Here is a 23,710-nt window from a genome sequence, read left to right as displayed (position 1 = left end):
TCATTGTAAAACGGCCGACCGGCCCGGCCGGTTGACCGGCGCCCGGTCTTATTGCGCCACTTCGACGCACGCCGCCGCAGCCGCGCCGGCGCGCGCCGCGCGATACGGCCGACCGCGCCGACGGTATCGCGCCGGAAACGCTGCCGCGCTAGCGCTGCATCGATTCCCAGACCTTGTACAGCCGCTTGACAGAGACCGGCATCGGCGTGCGCAGTTCCTGCGCAAACAGCGAAATGCGCAATTCCTCGAGCAGCCAACGGAACTCGGCGAGCCGCGGGTCGACGACGCCGCCGCGCTGCGACACCGCGCGCTGGTACTGCTGGACGAGCGGCTGCAGCTCGCCGAGCTGCTTCGCGTCGCGGGCCGGATCGGCCTTCAGCTTGTCGATCCGCAGTGCGATGCCCTTCAGGTAGCGCGGGAAATGCACGAGCTGCGCGTAAGGCGTGTCGATCACGAAGCGCTTGCCGATCAGCGCCGACAGCTGCTGCTGCAGGTCCGCGTGCGCCTGCGCGAACGGCTTCGCCTGCGCGAGCTTCTTCACGACGCCCGCGTATTCGGTGAGGATCTGCCCGACGAGCCGCGCGATTTCCTGCGCGAGCAGGTTCAGCCGGCTGCGACCTTCGTCGCGCCGCGCATGAAAGCTGGCGTCGTCGTCCGGCAGCGGGTCCTGCAGGCACGCGCGATCGAGCGCCGTATCGATCAGCTGATCGCGCAGCTCGTCCTGCGTGCCGAGCGACATGTACTGCATCGCCATCTCGCGCAGGCCCGGCAGGTTCTTCTCGAGATACTTGATCGGCTCCTTCAGCTGCAGCGCGAACAGCCGGCGCAGCCCCGCACGGTGGATCCGCGCGGCTTCCTCGGGCGAATCGAACACCTCGACGTCGCAGTGCGTGCCGCGATCGACGAGCGCCGGATAGCCGTACAGCGTCTGGCCGCGCCGCCGGATCTCCAGCAGTTCGGGCAGCTTGCCGAAGTTCCACGTCGTCAGGTTCTCGTACAGTGCGGTCGCGCCCGGCTCGGGCGCGGCGAGCGTCTGCGGTGCGACGGCCTTGCCGCCCTTCGCGCCGCGGCCGTCCTTGCGGGCAGGCTCGCCCGACGCGGCCGGCGCGGTGCCGCCGTCGGCATCGGCGCCGACCGCGAGCGTCGACGCCGCCGCGATCTTCTGGAACTGCTGCTGCGCCTGCGCGCCGAGTTCCTGTCGAAGCTGCGCGAGATTGCGCCCCATCGCGAGCTGGCGGCCGTGCTCGTCGATCACCTTGAAGTTCATGAACAGGTGCGCGGGCAACGTCTCGAGCTTGAAGTCGGCCGCTTTCATCGCGACCTGCGTCTGCTCGCGCACGTCGGCGATCAGCGCTTCGACGAGACCGCCCGCGCCGAAGCGCTCGCGGCCCGTGCGTTCGACGAAGCCGGCCGCGTAGTCGGGCAGCGGCACGCAATGCCGGCGCAGCTTCTGCGGCAGCGATTTCAGCAGCAGCTGCACCTTCTCCTTCAGCATTCCCGGCACCAGCCACTCGCAGCGGCGCGCATCGACCTGGTTCAGTGCGTACAGCGGCACCGCGAGCGTCACGCCGTCGCGCGGCGAGCCCGGCTCGAAATGGTAGGTCAGCGCCATCTCGACGCCCGCCATCGTCGCGCGCTTCGGGAACAGCTCGGTCGTCACGCCGGCCGCCTCGTGACGCATCAGGTCGTCGCGCGACAGGTACAGCAGGCGCAGCTTGTCGTCCGGCTGGCCGCTCTTTTTCACTTCGTCGCGATACCAGCGCTCGAACGCGGCGCCCGTATGGATGCCCGCCGGAATCGCGTGGTCGTAGAACGCATAGATCAGCTCGTCGTCGACCAGCACGTCCTGTCGGCGCGACTTGTGCTCGAGCTGCTCGATGTCGGCGAGCAACTTGCGGTTGTGCGCGAAGAACGGCAGCTTCGTGTCGAACTCGCCGTCGACGAGCGCGCCGCGAATGAACAGCTCGCGCGCGCGTGCCGGGTCCTGCCTGCCGAACGCGACGCGTCGCCGATGGTAGATCGGCAGCCCGTAGAGCGTCGCGCGCTCGAACGCGCTGACCTGCGCCGGCCGCTTCTCCCAGTGCGGCTCCGACAGCGATTTCTTCAGCAGATGCGCGCCGACCTTCTCGACCCATTCGGGCTCGATCTTCGCGAGGCAGCGCGCGTACAGCCGGCTCGTCTCGACGAGTTCCGCCGCCATCACCCAGCGGCCGGCCTTCTTCGCGAGCGCGGAACCCGGCCACAGGTAGAACTTGATCCCGCGCGCACCGAGATAGTGCGGATCGTCGTCGGCCTTCAGGCCGAGGTTGCCGAGCAGGCCCGTCAACAGGGCCAGATGCACCTGCTCGTACGTCGCCTCCGATTCGTTGAGTCGCCAGCCGTGTTCGCGCACGACCGTCAGCAGCTGCGAGTGCACGTCGCGCCATTCGCGCAGCCGCAGATGCGACAGGAAGTTCTGCCGGCATGCGTCGACGAGCTGGCGGTTCGACTTCTTGTGCGCGACCGCTTCCTCGAACCACGACCAGATCTTCAGCCACTGCAGGAATTCCGAGCGCTCGTCGGCAAAGCGCCGATGCGCCTGATCGGCCTGCTCTTGCGCGTCGATCGGACGGTCGCGCGGGTCTTGCACGGACAGCGCGCTCGCGATGATCAGCACCTCGCGCAGCGACTGCTGGTCGCGTGCGGCCAGGATCATCCGGCCGACGCGCGGATCGAGCGGCAGCCGTGCGAGTTCGCGGCCGAGCGGCGTCAGCGCGTTGTCGTCGTCGACCGCGCCGAGTTCGTTCAGTAGCTGATAGCCGTCCGCGATCGCGCGCCCGGGCGGCGGCTCGAGGAACGGGAACGACTCGATCGCCGTCAGATGCAGCGACTTCATCCGCAGGATCACCGAGGCGAGCGACGAGCGCAGGATCTCCGGATCGGTAAAGCGCGCGCGCGCCTGGAAGTCGCTTTCGTCGTACAGGCGGATGCAGATGCCGTCCGCGACGCGGCCGCAGCGGCCCGCGCGCTGGTTCGCGGCCGCCTGCGAGATCGGCTCGACCTGCAGCTGCTCGACCTTGTTCCGGTACGAATAGCGCTTCACGCGCGCGAGGCCCGTGTCGACGACGTAGCGGATGCCGGGCACCGTCAGCGAGGTCTCCGCGACGTTCGTCGCGAGCACGATCCGGCGCGCGTTCGACGGCTTGAAGACCTTGTCCTGATCGGCCGCCGACAGCCGCGCGAATAGCGGCAGGATCTCGGTATGCGGCGGATGATGCTTGCGCAGCGCCTCGGCCGCCTCGCGGATCTCGCGCTCGCCGGGCAGGAACACGAGCACGTCGCCGGGGCCTTCGCGGCACAGCTCGTCGACCGCGTCGACGATCGCGTCCATCAGGTCGCGCTCGGCCTCGCGCGCGGTCTTCGCACGGTCCCGGCTCGCGGTGCCTTCCGCATGCTTGACGGCCGGCCGATCCTCGGCCACCGGGCGGTAGCGCACCTCGACCGGATACAGCCGCCCGCTGACCTCGATCACGGGCGCCGGGTGCGCGTCGCTGCCGAAATGGCGCGCGAAGCGATCGGCGTCGATCGTCGCGGACGTGACGATCAGTTTCAGGTCCGGCCGCTTCGGCAGGATCTCCTTCAGATAGCCGAGCAGGAAATCGATGTTCAGGCTGCGTTCGTGCGCCTCGTCGATGATCAGCGTGTCGTACGCCTTCAGCAGCGGATCGGTCTGCGTCTCGGCGAGCAGGATGCCGTCCGTCATCAGCTTCACGGACGCGCCCGGCGCGAGATTGTCGGTGAAGCGCACCTTGTAGCCGACCACTTCGCCGAACGGCGTGCCGAGTTCCTCGGCGATCCGGCGGCCGGTCGACGATGCGGCGAGCCGGCGCGGCTGCGTATGGCCGATCAGTCCGGTGCCGCCCGCGCCGAGCCCGCGGCCCAGTTCCAGGCAGATCTTCGGCAGCTGCGTGGTCTTGCCCGAGCCCGTTTCGCCGCTGACGATCACGACCTGATGCGCGGCGATCGCGCGCGCAATCTCTTCGCGCCGGCCCGAGACGGGCAGGCTTTCCGGGTAGGTGATCGGCGGAACGGGATTCGGTGCGACCGCCGCACGCGGCGGCCGTTCGCGGCGCGGTGCGCGCGCGTCCTGCGGTTGCGCGGCGCGCGGCGGCTTGCCGGCCTGCTCGTCCTGCTGCCGGCGCGGCGGCTGGCCCTGTTGCCCGCGCGCGTCGGCCGCACCATCCGGGTGCCGGGCCGACGGCGCTTTTGCCCGCGTCGCCGCGGGACTTTTAGGTACATTCGACATGGGGGCGCATTATAATCCCGCCCATGAATTCCCAAACCGACCTCCCCCCGGCGCAGACCGCCGACGCGAACCTGCCGGCCGCCGACGATTCGGCCCTCAGGCACGCGCAGTTCGTCGACTGGATGCGTTCCGTCGCGCCCTATATCCACAAGTTCCGCAACAACACGTTCGTCGTGGGGTTCGGCGGCGAGGTGGTGCAGCAGGGGCTGCTGAACGCGCTCGTGTCCGACATCGCGCTGCTGCAGGCGATGGGCATCCAGATCGTGCTCGTGCACGGCTCGCGGCCGCAGGTCGAGGAGCAGCTGAACCTGCACGGCGTCGAATCGGAGTTTTCGCACGGGCTGCGGATCACCGATGCGCGCGCACTCGAATCGGCGAAGGAAGCGGCCGGCGAAGTGCGCCTCGACATCGAGGCCGCGATCAGCCAGGGTCTGCCGAACTCGCCGATGGCGCATGCGCACATCAGCGTCGTGTCGGGCAACTTCGTCACCGCACGGCCGGTCGGCATTCTCGACGGCGTCGATTTCGCGCACACGGGTATCGTGCGCAAGATCGACGCGGAGTCGATCCGCCATTCGCTCGCGAGCCGCAAGCTCGTGCTGCTGTCGCCGCTCGGCTTCTCGCCGACGGGCGAGGCGTTCAACCTGTCGATGGAAGACGTCGCGTCGGCCGCCGCGATCGCGCTGCGCGCGGACAAGATCATCTTCCTGACGGACGGCCCGGGCATCGTCGACGACGCGGGCGAGCTGATCCGCGAAATGTCGCTCGACGCGGCGGCCGAACTGCTCGACTCGGGCAACATCCAGGGCGACGACGCCTTCTTTCTCAAGCATTCGATTCGCGCGTGCCGCGGCGGCGTCACGCGCGCGCACCTGATCCCGCAATCGCTCGACGGCAGCATGCTGCTCGAGCTGTTCCTGCACGACGGCGTCGGCACGATGATCTCGTACGAGAACCTCGAGAGCCTGCGCGAGGCGACGCCGGACGACGTCGGCGGCATCCTGTCGCTGATCGAGCCGCTCGAGGCGGACGGCACGCTGGTGCGGCGCGGCCGCCACCAGATCGAACGCGACATCGATCATTTCTCGGTGATCGAGCACGACGGCGTGCTGTTCGGCTGCGCGGCGCTGTATCCGTACCAGCAGGAGAAGATCGGCGAAATGGCGTGCCTGACGGTCGCGCCGGAAGCGCAGGGCTCGGGCGACGGCGAGCGTCTGCTCAAGCGCATCGAGCAGCGTGCGCGTGCACGCGGCCTCACGCACATCTTCGTGCTCACGACGCGCACCGAGCACTGGTTCCTGAAGCGCGGCTTCGTCAAGGCGACGGTCGACGACCTGCCGGAAGACCGCCGCAAACTCTATAACTGGCAGCGCAAGTCGCTCGTGCTGATGAAGCAGCTCTGAGCGCAGGCACGCCTGCCCTCCCCCAGACCGATTACAGGAGAAGTACACGATGGCTCGAATGATTCAATGCGCGAAGCTCGGCAAGGAAGCCGAAGGCCTCGATTTCCCGCCGCTGCCGGGCGAACTCGGCAAGCGCATTTACGAGAACGTCTCGAAGGAGGCCTGGCAGGGCTGGCTCAAGCAGCAGACGATGCTCATCAACGAAAACCGTCTGAACATGGCCGACCCGCGCGCGCGCCAGTATCTGATGAAGCAGACCGAGAAGTACTTCTTCGGCGAAGGCGCGGATCAGGCGTCCGGCTACGTGCCGCCCACCGAAGGCTGACGTGCGACAGGCGGGGCCGCGGCACAGCGCGCGGCCCGTGCCCAAAACGAGGCGGCACCGCGCATCGCACGGTGCCGTTTTTCATTGGCGAGGCCGCATGTGCGGCGGCGCGTGTGGCGACCCTGGCGTGCCGCACGCGATCATGCGGTTTCCCCGGCCGGCTTCAGCCTGCGCGCGTCGTCGCGCGGGGCCGCAGCGTCGCCGGCCGGCTCGGCCGCCCATTCGGCCGCATCGCTACGCTCGGCGCTCGACAACGCGTCCGCGCGATGGCCGGTGCGATTGAGCAGCGCGATCATGCAGACGAGCGACACGAGCGCGTAGATGCCCGACGCGATCGCGACGCCGACGATGCTGCCGGTCGAATTCAGGATCGCCTGCGCGAGCACCGGCGTGCCGCCGCCGACGACGAGCGCACTCAACTGATACGCGAGCGACAGCCCCGTATAGCGGACATTGGCCGGAAACACGCGTGCGAGCACCCCGCCGACCGCCCCGTAGAACATCGCGGACGGAATCGTCGAGATGCACATCCCCGCGACCGCGACCCAGTACGAACCGGTGCCGACCGCGTGGAACATCAGCGGCATCAGCACGATTTCCGGAATCAGGATCCAGCACATCGCGCGGCGCATGTCGACCTTCGACACGAACCACGCGCCGACCGGCTGCATCAAGAACTGCACGACGAGCGACATCGAGAGGATGCCGAGGAACGTGCCCTGCGCGTAGCCGAGTTCCTTCGTCGCCCACGACAGCGCGAACGTGCTGCGGAAATACGTGACGTTGATCACCGGCAGCGTGCCGGCCGCGAGCAGCACGACGACCCAGTGGTCGCGTACGACCTCGCGCAGCGGCAGCTTCACGGTGCGCTTGCGCGCGAGCACGCGCTGCATGTCGACCGACTCCTCGAGCTTCAGCCGGATCACCATCCCGACGATCACGAGCACCGCCGACAGCAGGAACGGAATGCGCCAGCCCCACATCAGGAAATCGGGCGTCGGCATCGCGCTCAGCGCGAAGAACGCGCCCGTCGCGAGCAGGTTGCCGGTCGGCGAGCCCTGCTGCGCGAATGCCGCGTAGAGGATGCTCTTGTGCTTTGGCGCGTTCTCGCTCGCGATCAGCACCGCGCCGCCCCACTCGCCACCGACCGCGATGCCCTGCAGCACGCGCAGCACGACGAGGCCCGCCGGCGCCCATACGCCGATCTGCGCGTAGGTCGGCAGCAGGCCGATGCCGGTCGTCGCGAGCCCCATCATCACGAGCGTGATGACGAGCGCGGTCTTGCGGCCGACGCGGTCGCCGAGATGGCCGAACACGATGCCGCCGAGCGGCCGAGCGGCGAAGCCGGCCCAGAACGTGACGAACGCGAGCAGCGTCGCGACGCCCGCGTCCATGTCGCTCGAAAAGAACACTTTGCCGAACACGAGCGCGGCGGCCGTGCCGTAGATATAGAAGTCGTACCACTCGATCGTCGTGCCGACGAAGGCCGCGAACGCGGCGCGGCCGGGCTTCGCGGGCAATGCGGGTTGGGTGTGCGGACCGTTCATCGATGTCTCCATGTTTGTTGTCGGCGGCGCGATGCGGCGCGCCGTCCGTGCGGCCGGGATCGCCGCCGGCCGGCGGCGGCTCGTCAGCCGTGCGGTTCGCTCCCGGCGGCGCGTTCGGCGCAAACCTCGCCGCTGGCCGCTTGCTCACCGGACGCGTCCTTTAGCACGCCGGCATCGAACAGTTGCTGCTGCAGCGCCGGGTCGACGCCCAGCCGATCGAGTACCGCGCGCGTATCGCTGCCGAGTGCGGGCGGCGGCCGCCGATAGGTGGCCGGCGTACGCGAGAGCTTCACCGGCGAGGCGGTGCCGCGATACGCGCCGATCTCGACGAACAGGTGGCGGTGCAGCGCATGCGGATCGCGCGCGACGTCGGCGACCGTACGCACGGGCCCGCACGGCACGCCCGCGGCCATCAGGTCGCGCGCGAGCGGTTCGCACGCATGCGCGGCGAGCCGCGCCTCCAGCGCGGCCTTCAATTCCGCGCGGTGCGCGCAGCGGCTGCGGTTGTCGACGAAGCGCGGATCGTCAGCCAGCGCCGGCACGCCGAGATGCCCAACGAGCCGCGCGAACTGCCGATCGTTGCCAACCGCAAGAAAGATTGGGACGGTCGCCGTCCGGTAGCTGTCGTACGGCGCGATGTTCGGATGCGCGTTGCCGCTGCGCTCGGGCACGCGCGCCGAGCCGAAGAAGTTCGGCAAATGCGGATGCAGCAGCGACACGCCGCAGTCGTACAGCGCGATGTCGACCGACTGACCGCGCCCGCTCTTCTCGCGCTCGGCGAGCGCAAGCAGGATGCCGGCCAGCGCGTTGAGTCCCGTCACCATGTCGACGATCGGCAGGCCGATGCGCGTCGCGTCGCCGTCGCGCTCGCCGTTCACGCTCATCAACCCCGCCATCGCCTGGATCACCGCGTCGTAGCCCGGCAAGCCGCCAAGCGGGCCGTCGGCGCCGAAACCCGTCACTGCACAGTGGATCAGCCTCGGGAAACGCGGCTGCAGGTCGCGCGTATAGTCCATCCCCCAGCGCGCGAGCGTACCAGGCTTGAAGTTCTCGACCAGCACGTCGGCGTCCTCCAACAGCCGCCAGAGGATCGCGCGCCCTTGGTCGCGCGACAGGTCGAGCGCGAGCCCTTCCTTGTTGCGGTTCACGCCCAAGAAGTACCACGCGGTGTCGCCCGCGAACGGCGGCCCCCAGCCGCGCGTCTCGTCGCCGGCGGGCGGTTCGATCTTGATGACCGTCGCACCGTGGTCGGCGAGTGCCTGCGTGCAGTACGGGCCGCCGAGCACGCGGCTCAGGTCGACGACCTTGAGGCCGTCCAGTGCGCCACGCGAAGCGTTCATCGCTCGACCTCCGGCAGCAGGTCGAGCGCGACGTCGAGCGACACCGGCGCGCCACGCAGCAAGGTGTCGAACGCCGCGGCTTCGTCGTCGCGCGACGCCGGTGCGAGCGGATCGACGGGCAGCAGCTTGTGGCGCACGAGCAGATGCGCGAGCGCGAGACGGCGGTAATCGGGCGCGAGCCGCGCGCCTTCGCACGCCATCAGCACGACCGCGCTCGCGTAGTACAGCGCGGAAGCCGCCTGCCGCACGCACGCGTCGTCGCCGTCGGCCGCGACGCGCGCGAGCCCGTCGCAAGCGCGCGCCAGAATGCGCCGCAGCGCGGCGCGGCTCGCGTCCGGCAGCGGCGCCGCGCCTAGCCGGTCGCCGAGGAACGTGCGCAACGCGTCGAGCGCCTGCTCGCGCCGCGCGGCGCGCGCGACGTCGAGCGCGACGATATTGCTCGTGCCTTCCCAGATCGAGCCGAGATGGGCGTCGCGCACGAGCCGCGCATCGCTCCACTCCTCGATGTAGCCGGTGCCGCCGCGCACCTCCATCGCATCGCCCGTCACGCGCCGCGCATCGCGACACGCGCGGAACTTGATCAGCGGCGTCAGGATCCGCACGCAGCGCGCCGCCTGCTCGTCGCCTGCATCGGCCTGCGGCAGCAGCAGCGCGATCTGCATGAACATCGTGCGCGCGGCCTCGGCCGGCAGCAGCATCTTCATCAGCTGACGCTGCATCAGCGGCATGTCGATCAGCTTGCGGCCGAACGCTTCGCGATGCGCGGCCACGTGCAGCGCCTCGTTCATCGCGCGTCGCATCAGCCCGGCCGCGCGCACGCCGTTCGACAGTCGCGACATGTTGATCATGTCCGCCATCTGGTGAAAGCCGCGCCCGATTTCGCCGATCAGATACGCATGCGCACCGTCGAGCACGATCTCGCCGCTCGCCATCGAACGGCTGCCGAGCTTGTCCTTGAGCCGCACGATCCGGTAATGATTGCGCGTGCCGTCCGCTAGCGTCTTAGGCAGCAGGAACAAGGCGAGCCCGTGAATGCCGTCCGGCGCGCCGTCGGGGCGCGCGAGCACCATCGCGAGATCGGCGTCCGCGTTCGAGCAGAACCATTTGTCGCCGTATAGCCGCCACACGGTGTCGCCGTGCGCGTCGGTGTCGCGTGCGGCGCGCGTCGCGATCCGGCCGACGTCCGAGCCGGCCGCCTGCTCCGTCATGAACATCGCGCCCTGGTACAGCGTGTCGAAGTCGCGCGACGCGAGCATCGGCAGATAGCGCGCCACCAGTTCACGATCGCCGAAGCGGCGCAGCGTGCGCGTCAGCGAGTCGGTCATGCTGACCGGGCAGCACAGTCCGAATTCCGCCTGCACGAACAGAAAGGTCAGCGCGTACTTGACGAGCGGCGGCGCGGCGTCCGGCTGATGGCTGAGCGCCGCGAGCCCGAGCTCCGAATACGCGACGCGTTCGAGCGCGACGTACGCCGGATCCTTGTCGATCCGCTGCACGGCCTCGCCGCGCCGATTGCGATGCTCGAGCACCGGCGGATGCTTATCCGCGCGCGATGCCCATTCATCGAGTTCGCCCGACACGCGCGCGCCGAGCGCGCGAAGCTGCGGTTCGAGTTCGGTGTAGTGCGCATCGCCGAGATGCAGCCTCAGCAACGCGCCGAGATCGGGATCGACGGAAAAGAAGTTGAGGCCCCGGCTGTCGGGGATATTGGACGCGCCGGCGGCCGGCGTGTGCGCTGTGTCGTTCATGTGCGTCTCCGATGTGCGCCCGCGTCGCGGCGTGTCGCGCGAGCCGGTCTCGTGCCGGGCGGTTGCCCGGCGCGGTTGTTCGGCCGGCAATCGCGGCGCGGCCGTATCAGGCGTGTCGGACAGCGTAGGCCTGCGGTCGATAAGCGTCCAATACAGGATTTATTCGGTACGATAGATATCGCTTATCGACGCGCGGACGAGGAGGACACACGATGGAACTGAGGCAGTTGCGCTACTTCGTGGCGGTCGCCGAGGAACTGCATTTCGGACGCGCGGCGAAGCGCCTGTTCATCTCGCAGCCGGCGCTGAGTTTCGACATCCGCAAGTTCGAGGAGACGCTCGGCGTGCAGCTGCTGTCGCGCACGAACAAGGCCGTCGCGCTGACCAACGCGGGCGAAGTGCTGCTCGGCGAAGCGCGCCGGCTGCTGCTGCAGGCCGCCGAAGCGGAACGGCTGACGGTGCGGTCCGCATCCGGTCTCGCGGGCCGGCTGCGGATCGGCTTCGTCCACTCTATGCTCTATCGCGGGCTGCCCGATGCGGTACGTCGCTTCGAGGCCGATTACCCCGGCGTCGAGATCGTCCTGAGCGAGATGAACACGCAGGCGCAAGTGCAGGCCGTGCAGCGCGGCCAGATCGACCTCGGCTATGCGCACTGGGGCCGCTTTCCGCCCGAGGTCGAATCGGCGCCCGTCTATGCGGAGCCGTTCGTCTGCTGCCTGCCGGCCGCACATCCGTTCGCGCGGCGCAGAAAGATCGCGCTCGCGGCACTCGCCGCGGAACCGTTCATCCTGTTTCCGCGCGACGCCGCACCGCACTATCACGATCTGATCATCGCGCAGTGCGTGAACGCCGGGTTCAGCCCGGTGATTCGCCACGAGGCGCGGCTGTGGCAGACGATCCTGTCGATGATCGAGTTCGGCATGGGCATTGCGCTCGTGCCGCGCGTACTGCAGCAGGCGAACAGCGAGCGGCTCGCGTTCCGGCCGCTGAAGGACGCGTCGCTCGAATCGCGCACGCTCGAGCTGAAACGCAGCGGCAGCGCGGAGCCGGTCGCGCTGCGCTTCGCCGAATATGTGCGCGCGTCGATCGATGCGCTCCCGGCACGCGCGCGCTGATGATGCCGGCCGCGGCGTGGCGACGGCGCGTTCGGCGTGTGGAACTGTTCGAAAACGAGCGTCGCAGCCGGACCTCGGCCTGCCCCGCGCATGCGCTCAAAAAAATTTGCAGAAAGGGCTTTACGAACCCAAAAAGCTCTGACATAATTTCAGCTTCTTTGGGCGGTTAGCTCAGCGGTAGAGCACTGCCTTCACACGGCAGGGGTCACTGGTTCGATCCCAGTACCGCCCACCAAAGAATTCGAGGGCCTGCGTTTCACGACGCAGGCCCTTTTCGTTTTTGCGGCGCGCACGCGCGCTCCGCCCGCGGTATCGCCCCCCCTGCGCTCGTTCACTCCACTCCCGACCGATGCGGACATTGTTGTAACGAACCGTAACTAATTCGTAATGCCGCATTGATAATGGTCGATTAGAATCGGCCGCCAACAATGTCGATCCATGAATCGACGCTGGTTACCGCGCCGTCCCCATTCCAGTCACGATGACCTCGTACCACTCCCATACCCTGTGGCTCACCGGCCTCAGCGGCGCCGGCAAATCGACGCTCTCGCAACGCGTCGCCGCGCATCTTCGTGAACGCCGGATCCCGGTCTGCATTCTCGACGGCGACGAACTGCGCTCCGGCGTCTCGCCCGACCTGGGCTTCAGGCGCGAGGACCGCTCCGAGAACTGCCGGCGCACCGCCGAAATCGCCAAGCTGCTGAACAGTCAGGGCATCACCGCGGTCGTCGCGCTGATCTCGCCGTATGCGGCCGACCGCCAGCGCGCGCGAGAGATCGTCGGCGACGATCGCTTCGTCGAAATCTATCTGAAAACCGACATCGCAACCTGCTCCGCGCGCGATCCGAAGCGCCTCTACGCAAAGGCGACGACGGGCCAGACGCCGCAGTTCACAGGCATCTCCGATCCGTACGAAGTGCCGGTCTCACCCGATCTCGTGATCGAAACCGGCGCGCTGACCGTCACCGATTCCGTCGCCCGCATCATCGCGTTCGAAGAACAGCGTTTCGCGCGCGCCTAACGGCGCCGACGCAACGCTCACGCGCTCCGCCGCACCCGCTCCGCCGTCGCATCGAATGCTCGCTTCGCGCTGTCGACGAGCGCGTCGATCTCGTCGTCGCGAATCACGAGCGGCGGCGATAGCAGCATGCGGTCGCCGGTCGCGCGCATGATCAGGTTGCCGCTGAAGCAGAAGTCGCGGCAGATCGTGCCGACATCGATCGCGGCGTCGAACCGCACGCGCCGTTCTCGATCGCGCGCGAGCTGGACGCCGGCGACGAGCCCCGCGCCTGCGATCTCGCCGACGATCGGATGGTCGGCGAGCGCCTCGCGCAGCCGACGCTGAAAATACGGCCCCGTATGCCGCTTCACGCGCTCGACGATGCCCTCGTCGCGCAGCAGCTTGAGGTTCGCGACCGCCACCGCCGCGGCCACCGGATGCCCCGAATACGTGAGCCCGTGATTGAATTCGCCGTTGTCGACGATCGGCCGCGCGACGCGCTCGTGAATGCCGACCGCGCCCATCGGCACGTAGCCCGACGTGAGCCCCTTGGCCATCGTGATCAGATCCGGTTCGAAGCCGAAGTGCTGATGGGCGAACCATTCGCCGGTACGGCCGAAGCCGCCGATCACTTCGTCCGCGACGAGCAGAATGTCGTACTTGCGGCAGATTCGCTGGATTTCCGGCCAGTACGTCGACGGCGGAAAGATCACGCCGCCCGCACCCTGGAACGGCTCGCCGATGAATGCCGCGACGTTCTCCGCGCCGAGCTCGAGAATCTTCGCCTCCAACTGCTGCGCACGCGCGAGCCCGAACGCTTCGGGCGTCTCGCCCGGCTGCGCTTCGCCGAAGAAATACGGCTGATCGATATGGACGATGTGCTCGACCTTCGACGGCATCTGCTCGTGCATGTAGCCCATGCCGCCAAGCGTGCCGCCCGCGATCGTCGAGCCGTGATAGCCGTTCTTGCGCGAAATCACGTACTTCTTCTGCGGCTTGCCCTGCACGCGCCAGTACTGATGCACGACGCGCAGCACGGTGTCGTTGCCTTCCGAGCCGCTGTTGCAATAGAAGAAGTGGTTGAAGCCGGGCGGCGTGACTTCGGCCAGCATCGCCGAGAGTTCGATCACCGGCGGATGCGTAGTCTTGAAGAACGTGTTGTAGAACGGCAGCTCCTGCAGTTGCCGATAAGCGGCGTCGGCCAGCTCCTTGCGGCCGTAGCCGACGTTCACGCACCAGAGCCCGGCCATGCCGTCGATGATCTGGTTGCCGTCGGAGTCCCACAAATAGACGCCGTCGGCCTTCACGATCACGCGGCTGCCGGCGCGGTTCAGCGCGCCCATGTCGGAGAACGGATGGATGTGGTGCGCGGCGTCGAGCGCGCGGTATTCGGCGGTCGAGCGCGCGCTCGGCCGTGCGTCGTGACGATCGTTCATGTTGCCTCCGGATGACGATGCCGCACGCTCATACGTGCAGCAGCAGATGGCGGCGCTCCCACGAGCTGATCACGCGGAAGAACGCTTCGTATTCGGTTTCCTTCAGCGCGAGATACGCCTTCACGAACTTGTCGCCGAGAATGTCGGCGAGCGGCGTGCACGCGGCCATCAGCGAGATGCCCTCTTCCAGGTTGCGCGGCAGCTGGTACGGCAGCGAGTAGCCGTCCGAGGCGATCGGCTCGGTCGGCGCGAGCTGCTGCTCGAGACCGAGATAGCCGGCCGCGAGCGTCGCCGCGAACGCGAGATACGGGTTGCAGTCGACACCCGGAATCCGGTTCTCGATACGCCGCGCGACCGGATTCGACTGCGGGATCCGGAAGCCGACCGTGCGGTTGTCGTAGCCCCATTGCACGTTGATCGGCGCAGCCATGAAGCGCGACAAGCGGCGATACGAGTTGATGTACGGCGCGAAGATCGGCATCAGCGCGGGCGTGTATTTCTGCAGCCCCGCGAGATAGCTATGGAACATCGGCGACACGGCCCCGCCTTCGTCGGCGAACAGGTTGCGTCCGGTGCGCGCATCGGCGAGGCTCTGATGGATATGCATCGCCGAGCCCGGTTCGCCTTCCATCGGCTTGGCCATGAACGTCGCGTACATGTTGTGGCGCAGCGCCGCTTCGCGCACGGTGCGCTTGAACAGGAACACCTGATCGGCAAGCGACAGCGCATCGCCGTGCACGAAGTTGATCTCCATCTGCGCGGCGCCGACCTCATGGATCAGCGTCTCGATGTCGAGCCCCTGCATCTCGCAGTATTCGTAGATGTCCTCGAACAGCGGATCGAACTCGTTGACGGCCTCGATCGAATACGACTGCCGCCCGGTCTCCGCGCGTCCGGTGCGGCCGACGGGCGGACGCAGCGGCAAGTCGGGATCGGCGTTCATGTCGACGAGATAAAACTCGAGCTCGGGCGCGACGACCGGCTGCCACCCCTTCTGCTTGTACAGCTCGAGCACGCGTCGCAGCACGTAGCGCGGCGAGATCTCGACCGGCGAGCCGTCGAAGTGCACGCAGTCGTGAATCACCTGCGCGGTCGGATCGACGGCCCACGGGATCAGGCAGATCGTCGACGGATCGGGCACGCACACCATGTCGGGATCGGTCACGCCGGTCAGCGTGCCGTCTTCCGGATAGTCGCCGGTCACGGTCTGCACCATCACGGCCTGCGGCAGCCGCATCGATTCGCCGGATTCGAATTTGTTGCGCGGAATGATCTTCCCGCGCGCGATGCCTGCCATGTCGGGGATGATCGCTTCGACCTCGGTGATGCGGTGCTGGCGCAGGAATTCGGTCAGTTCGGGTTGCATGATCGGCCTCTTTCAGTCGACGTCGGACGCGTTCGGCGGCGGCAACTCGCCGCCGAACGCATGAATGCGATGCGCCATTCGCGCGCGGCATGCCGCGCCGAATGCCGCGAAGATGTCGCGCGACAGCGGCTGCTCCGCGTAGCGCCATTCCGGATGCCATTGCACGCCGAGCGCGAACGCACGCGCACCGCGCACGCTGACGGCCTCGACGAGCCCGTCGTGCGCACGTGCCTCGACGACGAGCCCGGCGCCGATGCGCGCGATGCCCTGATCGTGCAGCGAGTTCACGCGCGCGTCGGTCGTGCCGCGGGCGATCCGCTGCAGCAGTCCGTTCGGCGTGAACTGCACGACGTGCGCGGGGCCGTACTGCCGCTCGAGCGGATCGTCGAGCCGTTCGCGGTGATCGTCGAAGCCGGCCGTCGCGTGCAGCCGCTGATGCAGCGTGCCGCCGTATGCGACGTTCAGCTCCTGCATGCCGCGACAGATCGCGAGCACGGGCACGCCGGCGTCGATCGCCGCGCGGATCAGCGGCAGCGCGGTCGCATCGCGCGCGCGATCATGCAAGGTGTCGCGCGCGCTCGGCGCGCCGCCGTAATGATGCGGCTCGACGTTCGAATAGCTGCCGGTCAACAGCAGCCCGTCGATCGCCGCGACGATCGCGTCGAGCGGCTGGCGCGCACCGAGCGCGGGCAGTACCAACGCGAGCGCGCCGGCACCGTCGACGAGCGCGTCGAGGTACTTCTCGCCGGCCGTATGGTTCGGATGCGGACCGCGCATGATGCGGTCGGCGGTGACGGCTACGATCGGGCGTGCGCGCATGGTCGCGGCTCCGTTGTCTGCGCAACGAACGTCTGCACGCAGTGCGCCACACGCGCATGCGACACCGGCGCACCTGCGCGGCGACGCGCGCCGCACGCGCGCACGCGTCGTCCGCGTGCACGCAGCGGCGGCACGGCATACGACTCGGTTCGCAACGGGAAGAGGACGCTAGGGCAACAACGACGCGCTGCCGTCGCACTGCACCGCGCTGAAGACGTGCGCGGTCGCGAGGTTGAAGCGGCGCACGCCGCAGCGGGAAACGGTCAAGCGGCAAGGCTTGCGCAAACGGGCGGCATGCGCGCCGCGATCAGCAGGCCGGATCGACCCGGCCTGAGTCGGCGCGCCCGCCGACGGACTTCGCGTCCGACGTATCGATGGGCTGGCGGCTTTCACGATCGTTCTCGATGGACAGACGAATGCTCGGACACGCGTCACGATCGGGCGCAAGCGGCAACCGCGCCGCGGCGACGCGTCGGGAAGCCGCCGAAGCCCGGCATCGCGCGGAGCGCCCCTCCCGAGCGCGCTCGCGGCCGATGCACGTGCGGCGACTTCCTGACATTCAGCTTATATCAACGAAAAATTGCGTCAAATTTTCGGGTGACGATCGGACGGTTCGCCGCGGCAAAAAAAACGGCATCGGCCGCAACGACCGACGCCGTGTTGTTGCGCCGCGGCAGCGCGACGTACGCACGAATAGAGGCGCGCCACGCCGCTTCGCCGCACTGCCGCATGCGGCGCGCGGGCGCTCAGCGGTACGCGAGCGCCGTTTCGACGAGCGTGCGCAGCAAGGGCGCGACGCGCGCGGCGCGCGCTTCGTCGTACGCATACGGCCGCGTCTCGTCCATGTACGTGATCTGCGACAGCTCGAGCTGCACGGCCTGCACGCCGGTCTCCGGCACGCCGTAATGACGCGTGATGTAGCCGCCCTTGAAGCGCCCGTTTGCGACCGCCGTATAGCCGCCGTGTTCGAGCACGCGCGCGGCGAGCGCTTCCGCGAGCCCGGGCGCGGCACTCGCGCCGCTCGCGGTGCCGAAATTGAAATCCGGCAGCCGCCCTTCGAAGAAACGCGGCACGTGCGAGCGGATCGAATGCGCCTCCCATACCAGCACGCGACCGTGGTCGCGTTTGAGCCTCGCGATCTCGTCCTGCAGCGCGCCGTGGTACGGACGCCAGTAGCGGTCGCGGCGGCGTGCGATCTCGTCGTCGTCGGGCAGCGCGCCGGCCGGATACAGCGGCAGCTTGTCGAACGTGTCGACCGGCACGAGCCCCGTCGTGTCCTGCCCCGGATAAAGGTTCTCGTTGTCGGGCGGACGGTTCAGATCGACGACGTAGCGCGCATGCGACGGCACGAGGATCGATGCGCCGAGTTCGGCCGCGAACGCGTAGAGCCGCTCCAGATGCCAGTCGCAGTCGTCGACGAAGCGCGCATCGGGCGTCATCGTCGCCGCGATGTCGTCGGGGATGTGCGTGCCTGCGTGCGGAATCGAGATCAGCAGCGGCACGTTGCCCTGCTTCAGCGTGAATACAGCCGGTTGTTCAGTCATGTCGCGTCACCGTGGAAGTCGAGCGGCGCATGCGGATGCGTGCGCCGGTAGCCGCGCGTCAGCGCAGCAGTTGCGCCAGTGCGGCGCGGTAGTCCGCATAGGCGGCCGCTTCGTCGCGATGGCGGCGGCCGCGCACCACGCGCTCGCCGCCCGTATAGACGTCGAGCACCGGCGTATCGCCGTGTTCGGCGAACACCGCGCCGGATAGCCACGCGGTGCTGTCGTGTTCGGCGATCGCCGGATGATCGGGATCCAGCACGAGCCAGTCCGCGCGGCAGCCGTCGCGCAGCGCGCCGATCGGCCGCCCGCTCGCCTGCGCGCCGCCCGCGAGCGAGGCGTCGAACAATCGATCGGCAACGTACGCGTGGGTCTCGCTCGCGAGCACGTTGCGCGCACGATGCACGAGCCGCTGCCCGTATTCGAGCAGGCGCAGCTCCGCGCGCCAGTCGACCGATGCATGGCTGTCCGAACCGATCCCGATCGCGCCGCGTTGCGCGAGATAGTCGACGGCCGGAAAGATGCCGTCGCCGAGATTCGCTTCGGTCGTCAGGCACAGGCCGGCTACCGCGCCGCGCTTCGCGAGCGCCGCCGTCTCGGCGGCGTCGATGTGCGTCGCGTGCACGAGGCACCAGCGCGCGTCGACGTCGAAGCGATCGAGCAGCCACTGCACGGGCCGCGCGCCGTACGCGCGCATGCAGTCGTCGACTTCGGCCGTCTGCTCGGCAATGTGGATGTGCACCGGCGCGTCGTTCGGCAGCCCGTCGAGCAGCACGCGCAGCCCGTTCTCCGACACCGCGCGCAGCGAGTGCGGCGCGACGCCGTAGCGCAGTCCGCCATGCTCGGGTGCCGTGCGGCGCATCGCGTCGAGCAGTTCGAGCAGGCCGTCCGGCGTGTTGATGAAGCGGCGCTGATCGTCGCGCGGCGGCTTGTTGCCGAAGCCCGCGAATTGATACGAGACCGGCAGCATCGTGATGCCGATGCCGGCCGCGCGCGCCGCGTCGATCACGCGCGTGCCGAGTTCGGCGATCTGCGGATAGCGCGAGCCGTCCTGCGCGTGATGCACGTAGTGGAACTCGCACACCGACGTGTAGCCGCACTTCAGCATCTCGACGTAGAGCCAGCGTGCGATTGCCGCGAGCGCGTCGGGCGTGATCTTCAGCGCGAAGCGATACATCAGGTCGCGCCAGCTCCAGAAGCTGTCGGCCGGATTCGCGCGGTATTCGGTGAGCCCCGCCATCGCGCGCTGGAACGCGTGCGAATGGAGGTTCGGCATGCCGGGCAATACGGGCCCGGCCGCGCGCGCGACGCCGGCGGGCGCATCGGTGTCGGGCGTCACGCCGGTCAGCGTGCCGCTCGCGTCCCAGCGCAGCAGCACGTTGCGGCGCCAGCCGTCGGGCAGATAGGCATGGTCCGCGAACAAGGTCATGTCGGTCATCGTGAGTCTCGTCTTGTCCAGGGCTAGCCGATCATCCGCCGAAACACGGTCGTGCCGCCGCGCACGACCTGCTCGCAGAGCGGCCGGCCGATCCAGTATGCGAGTTCCGCCAGCGAGCCGACCGACCACACCGCGAAATCGGCCTGCCGGCCGACTTCGAGCGCGCCGTGGCGATCGGCTCGGCCGAGCGCGGCGGCCGCGTGGCGCGTGACGCCCTGCAGCACTTCGGGCACCGTCATCCGGAACAGCGTGCAGCCGAGATTCATCGTCAGCAGCAGCGATTCGAGCGGCGACGTGCCGGGATTGTGATCGGTCGCGAGCGCGATCGGCACGCCGTGCCGGCGCAGCAGATCGATCGGCGGCAACTGCGTCTCGCGAATGAAGTAGTACGCGCCCGGCAGCAGCACGGCGACCGTGCCGGCCGCCTTCATCGCTTCGATGCCGGCTTCGTCGAGAAACTCGAGGTGGTCCGCCGACAGCGCGCGATACCGCGCAGCGAGCGCGGTGCCGCCCGCGTTCGACAGCTGCTCCGCGTGCAGCTTCACCGGCAGCCCGCGTCGTGTCGCGGCTTCGAACACGCGCTCCGTCTGCGCGAGCGAAAAACCGATGCGCTCGCAGAACACGTCGACCGCATCGATGAGCCCTTCGTCGGCCAGTGTCGGCAGCATGCGCTCGCATACTTCGTCGATGTACGCGTCCGCGCGGCCCGCATATTCGGGCGGCAGCGCGTGCGCGCCGAGGAACGTCGTGTAGACGCTCACCGGAAAGCGTTCGCCGAGCTGCCGCGCGACGCGCAGCATCTTGCGCTCGCTCGCGAGGTCGAGACCGTAGCCCGACTTGATCTCGATCGCGGTCACGCCTTCGGCCAGCAGCGGCTGCAGCCGCGCGGCGGCCTGCAGGAACAGCGCGGTCTCGTCGGCCGCGCGCGTCGCGCGCACCGTCGACACGATCCCGCCGCCCTGCCGTGCGATCTCCTCGTAGCTGACGCCGGCGAGGCGCTGCGCGAATTCGTCCGCGCGCGTGCCGCCGTACACGAGGTGCGTGTGGCAGTCGACGAGGCCCGGCGTCACCCAGGCGCCGTGCAGGTCTTCGCGCCGCCAGTGCGCATAGCCGTGCGGCAGCGCAGCGCATGCGCCGAGCCACACGATCGCGCCGGTTTCGTCGACGGCGATCGCCGCATCGTCGATCGTTTCGTCGGGATGGCCGTGCGGACACAGCCTCAGGTGATGCCAGACAGTCGGTTTCATGCGTTCAGTCTCGTTCGCCGACGACGAGCGACACGGCCAGCAGCGCGCCGCCTCCGCTCACGACGAGGTCAAGCGCACGCGGCGGCCCGTCGAGCCGCAACGTGTCCATTTCTTCCAGTGTGAAGCGCGCGTCGTCGAGCGCGACCTCGACGACGCCCGCCGCGCAGAACAGCAGCACGGTGTCGGCATGCGCGACGCGGTGCGTGCCCGCGCGCCATACGTCGAGCGTGCCGCGCGCGGCCGCGCGACGCGTCATCAGGTTGAAGTCGCGCGTCGGTCCGTCGTGCAGCGTCGCGTCGATCGCCGTTTCGCCCGCGAAGTCGGCACGCGCGAGCGGCGCATCGAGCACGTGACGCCGCCCGCCCGCTTCCGCGAGCGTCATCCCGGCGCCGGACAGCAGCACGAGCGTGCGGTCGACGCCGTCGAAACGCGAGAACGGCCCCGCCGCGCCGACGTCGGCGACGCTCACGCGCCACACGAACGTGTCGAGCGCGCCGCCTCGCGGCGCGGCGGCGCCCGGCGCGTCGGCGCCCGGCGCGTCGGCATGGCCTGCTTCGGGGAATCCGGCGGCGATCTCGCGCGTCACGCCCCCGCCGTTCTTCCACGGCGACGCAACGAGATCCGCCGCGCGGATCAGCGCGGCGGCCATCGGCGCGCGGTCGTGCGCCGTCATGCTCAGCGACCGAGCATCGGCAGCTTCAGGCCGACTTCGCGGGCCGTCTGCTGCGCGAGTTCGTAGCCGGCGTCCGCGTGGCGCATCACGCCCGTCGCCGGGTCGTTCAGCAGCACGCGGCCGAGACGCTCGTGCGCGTCAGCCGTGCCGTCGGCGACGATCACGACGCCCGAGTGCTGCGAGAAGCCCATCCCGACGCCGCCGCCGTGATGCAGCGACACCCACGACGCACCACCCGCGGTGTTCAGCAGCGCGTTGAGCAGCGGCCAGTCGCTGACGGCGTCCGAGCCGTCCTTCATCGATTCCGTCTCGCGGTTCGGGCTCGCGACCGAGCCGGTGTCGAGGTGATCGCGGCCGATCACGATCGGCGCCTTCAGCTCGCCATTCTTCACCATCTCGTTGAACGCCTGGCCGAGGCGGTAGCGATCCTTCACGCCGACCCAGCAAATGCGCGCCGGCAGACCCTGGAACGCGATGCGCTCGCGCGCCATGTCGAGCCAGTTGTGCAGGTGCGGATCGTCGGGGATCAGTTCCTTCACCTTCTGGTCGGTCTTGTAGATGTCTTCCGGATCGCCCGACAGCGCGACCCAGCGGAACGGCCCCTTGCCTTCGCAGAAGAGCGGACGGATATAGGCCGGTACGAAGCCCGGGAAGTCGAACGCATTCTCGACGCCCATCTCGAGCGCCATCTGGCGAATGTTGTTGCCGTAGTCGAGCGTCGCGGCGCCGCGTTGCTGCAGCGTCAGCATCGCGCGCACCTGCACGGCCATCGACTGCTTCGCGAACTTCACGATGCTCTGCGGATCGACCTTCTGCGCCTCGCGCCATTGCGCGACGGTCCAGCCCTGCGGCAGGTAGCCGTTGATCGGATCGTGCGCGCTCGTCTGGTCGGTCACGCAGTCCGGCGTGATCCCGCGCTCGACGAGTTCGGTGAACACGTCGGCCGCATTGCCGAGCAGGCCGACCGACACCGGCTTGCCGGTCCGCTTCGCTTCCTCGATCATGCCGAGCGCTTCGTCGAGCGTCGTCGCCTTCTTGTCGACGTAGCGCGTCTTCAGGCGGAAGTCGATGCGCGTCTCGTCGCATTCGACGGCGATCATCGAGAAGCCGGCCATCGTCGCGGCGAGCGGCTGCGCGCCGCCCATGCCGCCGAGGCCGCCCGTCAGGATCCAGCGGCCCGACGGATCGCCGTTGAAGTGCTGGTTCGCGACCGAGAAGAATGTCTCGTACGTGCCCTGCACGATGCCCTGGCTGCCGATGTAGATCCAGCTGCCGGCCGTCATCTGGCCGTACATCATCAGGCCCTTGCGATCGAGCTCGTTGAAGTGATCCCAGTTCGCCCAGTGCGGGACGAGGTTCGAGTTCGCGAGCAGCACGCGCGGCGCGTCCTTGTGCGTGCGGAACACACCGACCGGCTTGCCAGACTGGATCAGCAGCGTTTCGTTTTCCTCGAGATCCTTCAGCGACGCGAGGATCTGGTCGTAGCATTCCCAGTTGCGCGCCGCGCGGCCGATGCCGCCGTATACGACGAGCGCATGCGGATGCTCGGCGACTTCCGGGTCGAGGTTGTTCTGGATCATCCGGTACGCCGCTTCGGCGAGCCAGGTCTTGCAGGTCTTCTCGCTGCCGCGCGGCGCGCGGATCGTACGCGTCGGATCGAGACGGGGATCGATGTGTTTCGGATGGTTCATGACGACTGCTCCCGAAGGAAAGGAAATATCAATAGGAATCAGAAATGCCCGGTGAAGCGATAACGGCTGCCGGGATGCCACAAATTCGCCACCGAGGCGACGACGCCCTGCGACCAGGTGCGCCGATGTAAAACCAGACACGGCTCGACGTCGTCCATCCGAAGCTGCTCGCGCCGCTCGGGCGCGGGCACCGCCGCTTCGATCCGGTACTCGACGCGCTGCAGCGGCGCCGCGCGCATCAGGTACTGGTTCGGCGTCGTGTTCGTGAAGTCCTGCGCCGCGTAATCCGGCGCGACCGCCGGGTTCACCCAGCGCTCTTCGAGCTGCACCGGTTCGTCGTTCTCGAAGTGCAGCACCTGCGAATGAAACAGCTTGGCGCGCACGGCCACCTGCATCTCGTCGGCGAGCGCGTCGTCCGCGCGGATCGTCTCGAGGCCGAGCACGCGCGCGTGATACGCATGCCCGCGCGCGTCGACCTCCTCGGAGATGCTGCGGATCGCGACCAGCGTCGACTCGTACTTCGGCCGCGCGACGTAGGTGCCGGCGCCCTTCATCCGCGTGAGCACCTGCTCGTCCGTCAACTCGCGCAGCGCGCGGTTGACGGTCATGCGCGCGACCTTGAACTCGCGGGCCAGTTCGTTCTCGGACGGCACCTGATCGCCCTCCGCCCATTCGCCGGCGTGGATGCGGGCCAGGATGAAATCCTTGATCTCCTGGTAGACCGGCGCGCTCATCG

At 68.5% G+C, this 23,710-nt stretch carries 17 protein-coding genes and 1 tRNA gene; 5 read left to right on the top strand and 13 right to left on the bottom strand.

The window, feature by feature from the left end:
• Window positions 1-148: 148 nt before the first annotated feature.
• On the bottom strand, window positions 149-4,285 hold the full coding sequence (hrpA, locus tag BCR55_RS13060) for an ATP-dependent RNA helicase HrpA (protein ID WP_065494630.1): 4,137 nt from the start codon (window positions 4,283-4,285) through the stop codon (window positions 149-151).
• 23 nt (window positions 4,286-4,308) lie between these two features.
• On the opposite strand from hrpA, the gene argA reads away from it, so the two are divergent.
• Both argA and BCR55_RS13050 read left to right on the top strand, forming a co-directional pair.
• Window positions 4,309-5,688 (top strand): amino-acid N-acetyltransferase, encoded by a 1,380-nt coding sequence (gene argA / locus BCR55_RS13055; RefSeq protein WP_006407977.1) that lies wholly within the window; start codon window positions 4,309-4,311, stop codon window positions 5,686-5,688.
• A gap of 49 nt (window positions 5,689-5,737) precedes the next feature.
• Window positions 5,738-6,013: an oxidative damage protection protein gene (locus BCR55_RS13050; protein ID WP_006401987.1), complete on the top strand. Its 276-nt coding sequence runs from the start codon at window positions 5,738-5,740 to the stop codon at window positions 6,011-6,013.
• A 140-nt stretch (window positions 6,014-6,153) separates the two neighbouring features.
• Here BCR55_RS13050 and BCR55_RS13045 read toward each other — a convergent pair whose 3' ends face one another.
• The 3 genes from BCR55_RS13045 to BCR55_RS13035 all read right to left on the bottom strand — a co-directional run bounded on the left by BCR55_RS13045 (window position 6,154) and on the right by BCR55_RS13035 (window position 10,648).
• Window positions 6,154-7,560, bottom strand: coding sequence for an MFS transporter (locus BCR55_RS13045; RefSeq protein WP_065494960.1), 1,407 nt, complete (start codon window positions 7,558-7,560; stop codon window positions 6,154-6,156).
• An 83-nt stretch (window positions 7,561-7,643) separates the two neighbouring features.
• Window positions 7,644-8,900, bottom strand: coding sequence for a CaiB/BaiF CoA-transferase family protein (locus BCR55_RS13040; protein WP_065494629.1), 1,257 nt, complete (start codon window positions 8,898-8,900; stop codon window positions 7,644-7,646).
• A complete protein-coding gene (locus BCR55_RS13035) occupies window positions 8,897-10,648 on the bottom strand; it encodes an acyl-CoA dehydrogenase family protein (protein WP_053297042.1) in 1,752 nt (583 codons plus the stop codon). Before BCR55_RS13035 ends, BCR55_RS13040 begins: the two co-directional genes overlap by 4 nt.
• A gap of 212 nt (window positions 10,649-10,860) precedes the next feature.
• Here BCR55_RS13035 and BCR55_RS13030 point away from each other — a divergent pair, with 212 nt between their 5' ends.
• The 3 genes from BCR55_RS13030 (at window position 10,861) to cysC (ending at window position 12,784) form a co-directional block, all read left to right on the top strand.
• Entirely contained in the window at window positions 10,861-11,763 is a 903-nt protein-coding gene (locus BCR55_RS13030) for a LysR family transcriptional regulator (RefSeq protein ID WP_006410780.1), read from the top strand.
• Between the two features lie 160 nt (window positions 11,764-11,923).
• A tRNA-Val gene (locus BCR55_RS13025) sits at window positions 11,924-11,998 on the top strand.
• A gap of 246 nt (window positions 11,999-12,244) precedes the next feature.
• Window positions 12,245-12,784, top strand: a complete 540-nt coding sequence (cysC, locus tag BCR55_RS13020; RefSeq protein ID WP_006410767.1) for an adenylyl-sulfate kinase — start codon at window positions 12,245-12,247, stop codon at window positions 12,782-12,784.
• A 17-nt stretch (window positions 12,785-12,801) separates the two neighbouring features.
• On the opposite strand, the gene BCR55_RS13015 is transcribed toward cysC, so the two are convergent.
• From BCR55_RS13015 to hutC, 9 genes are all read right to left on the bottom strand, one after another.
• Entirely contained in the window at window positions 12,802-14,199 is a 1,398-nt protein-coding gene (locus BCR55_RS13015) for an aspartate aminotransferase family protein (protein ID WP_006410769.1), read from the bottom strand.
• Between the two features lie 28 nt (window positions 14,200-14,227).
• Window positions 14,228-15,565, bottom strand: a complete 1,338-nt coding sequence (locus tag BCR55_RS13010; protein ID WP_006410777.1) for a glutamine synthetase family protein — start codon at window positions 15,563-15,565, stop codon at window positions 14,228-14,230.
• A gap of 12 nt (window positions 15,566-15,577) precedes the next feature.
• On the bottom strand, window positions 15,578-16,384 hold the full coding sequence (locus BCR55_RS13005; protein WP_065494628.1) for a gamma-glutamyl-gamma-aminobutyrate hydrolase family protein: 807 nt from the start codon (window positions 16,382-16,384) through the stop codon (window positions 15,578-15,580).
• Window positions 16,385-17,130: 746 nt separating this feature from the next.
• Window positions 17,131-17,928: an N-formylglutamate deformylase gene (gene hutG, locus BCR55_RS12995; RefSeq protein WP_006407966.1), complete on the bottom strand. Its 798-nt coding sequence runs from the start codon at window positions 17,926-17,928 to the stop codon at window positions 17,131-17,133.
• A gap of 58 nt (window positions 17,929-17,986) precedes the next feature.
• On the bottom strand, window positions 17,987-19,363 hold the full coding sequence (locus BCR55_RS12990) for a formimidoylglutamate deiminase (protein WP_053297038.1): 1,377 nt from the start codon (window positions 19,361-19,363) through the stop codon (window positions 17,987-17,989).
• A 23-nt stretch (window positions 19,364-19,386) separates the two neighbouring features.
• Window positions 19,387-20,610 carry an imidazolonepropionase gene (gene hutI / locus BCR55_RS12985; protein ID WP_065494627.1) on the bottom strand — a complete coding sequence of 408 codons (1,224 nt, stop codon included), beginning with the start codon at window positions 20,608-20,610 and terminating at the stop codon, window positions 19,387-19,389.
• Between the two features lie 4 nt (window positions 20,611-20,614).
• A complete protein-coding gene (locus BCR55_RS12980) occupies window positions 20,615-21,283 on the bottom strand; it encodes a HutD family protein (protein WP_059937776.1) in 669 nt (222 codons plus the stop codon).
• A gap of 2 nt (window positions 21,284-21,285) precedes the next feature.
• Entirely contained in the window at window positions 21,286-22,974 is a 1,689-nt protein-coding gene (gene hutU, locus BCR55_RS12975) for a urocanate hydratase (protein WP_006407962.1), read from the bottom strand.
• A 38-nt stretch (window positions 22,975-23,012) separates the two neighbouring features.
• Window positions 23,013-23,708: a histidine utilization repressor gene (gene hutC / locus BCR55_RS12970; RefSeq protein WP_006407961.1), complete on the bottom strand. Its 696-nt coding sequence runs from the start codon at window positions 23,706-23,708 to the stop codon at window positions 23,013-23,015.
• Window positions 23,709-23,710 lie beyond the last annotated feature (2 nt).

The organism is Burkholderia sp. CCA53 (genome assembly GCF_001685525.1).
Lineage (GTDB): Bacteria > Pseudomonadota > Gammaproteobacteria > Burkholderiales > Burkholderiaceae > Burkholderia > Burkholderia multivorans.
Note: the sequence above shows the minus strand (reverse complement) of the source record. Positions and strands in the feature narration are given on the sequence as shown.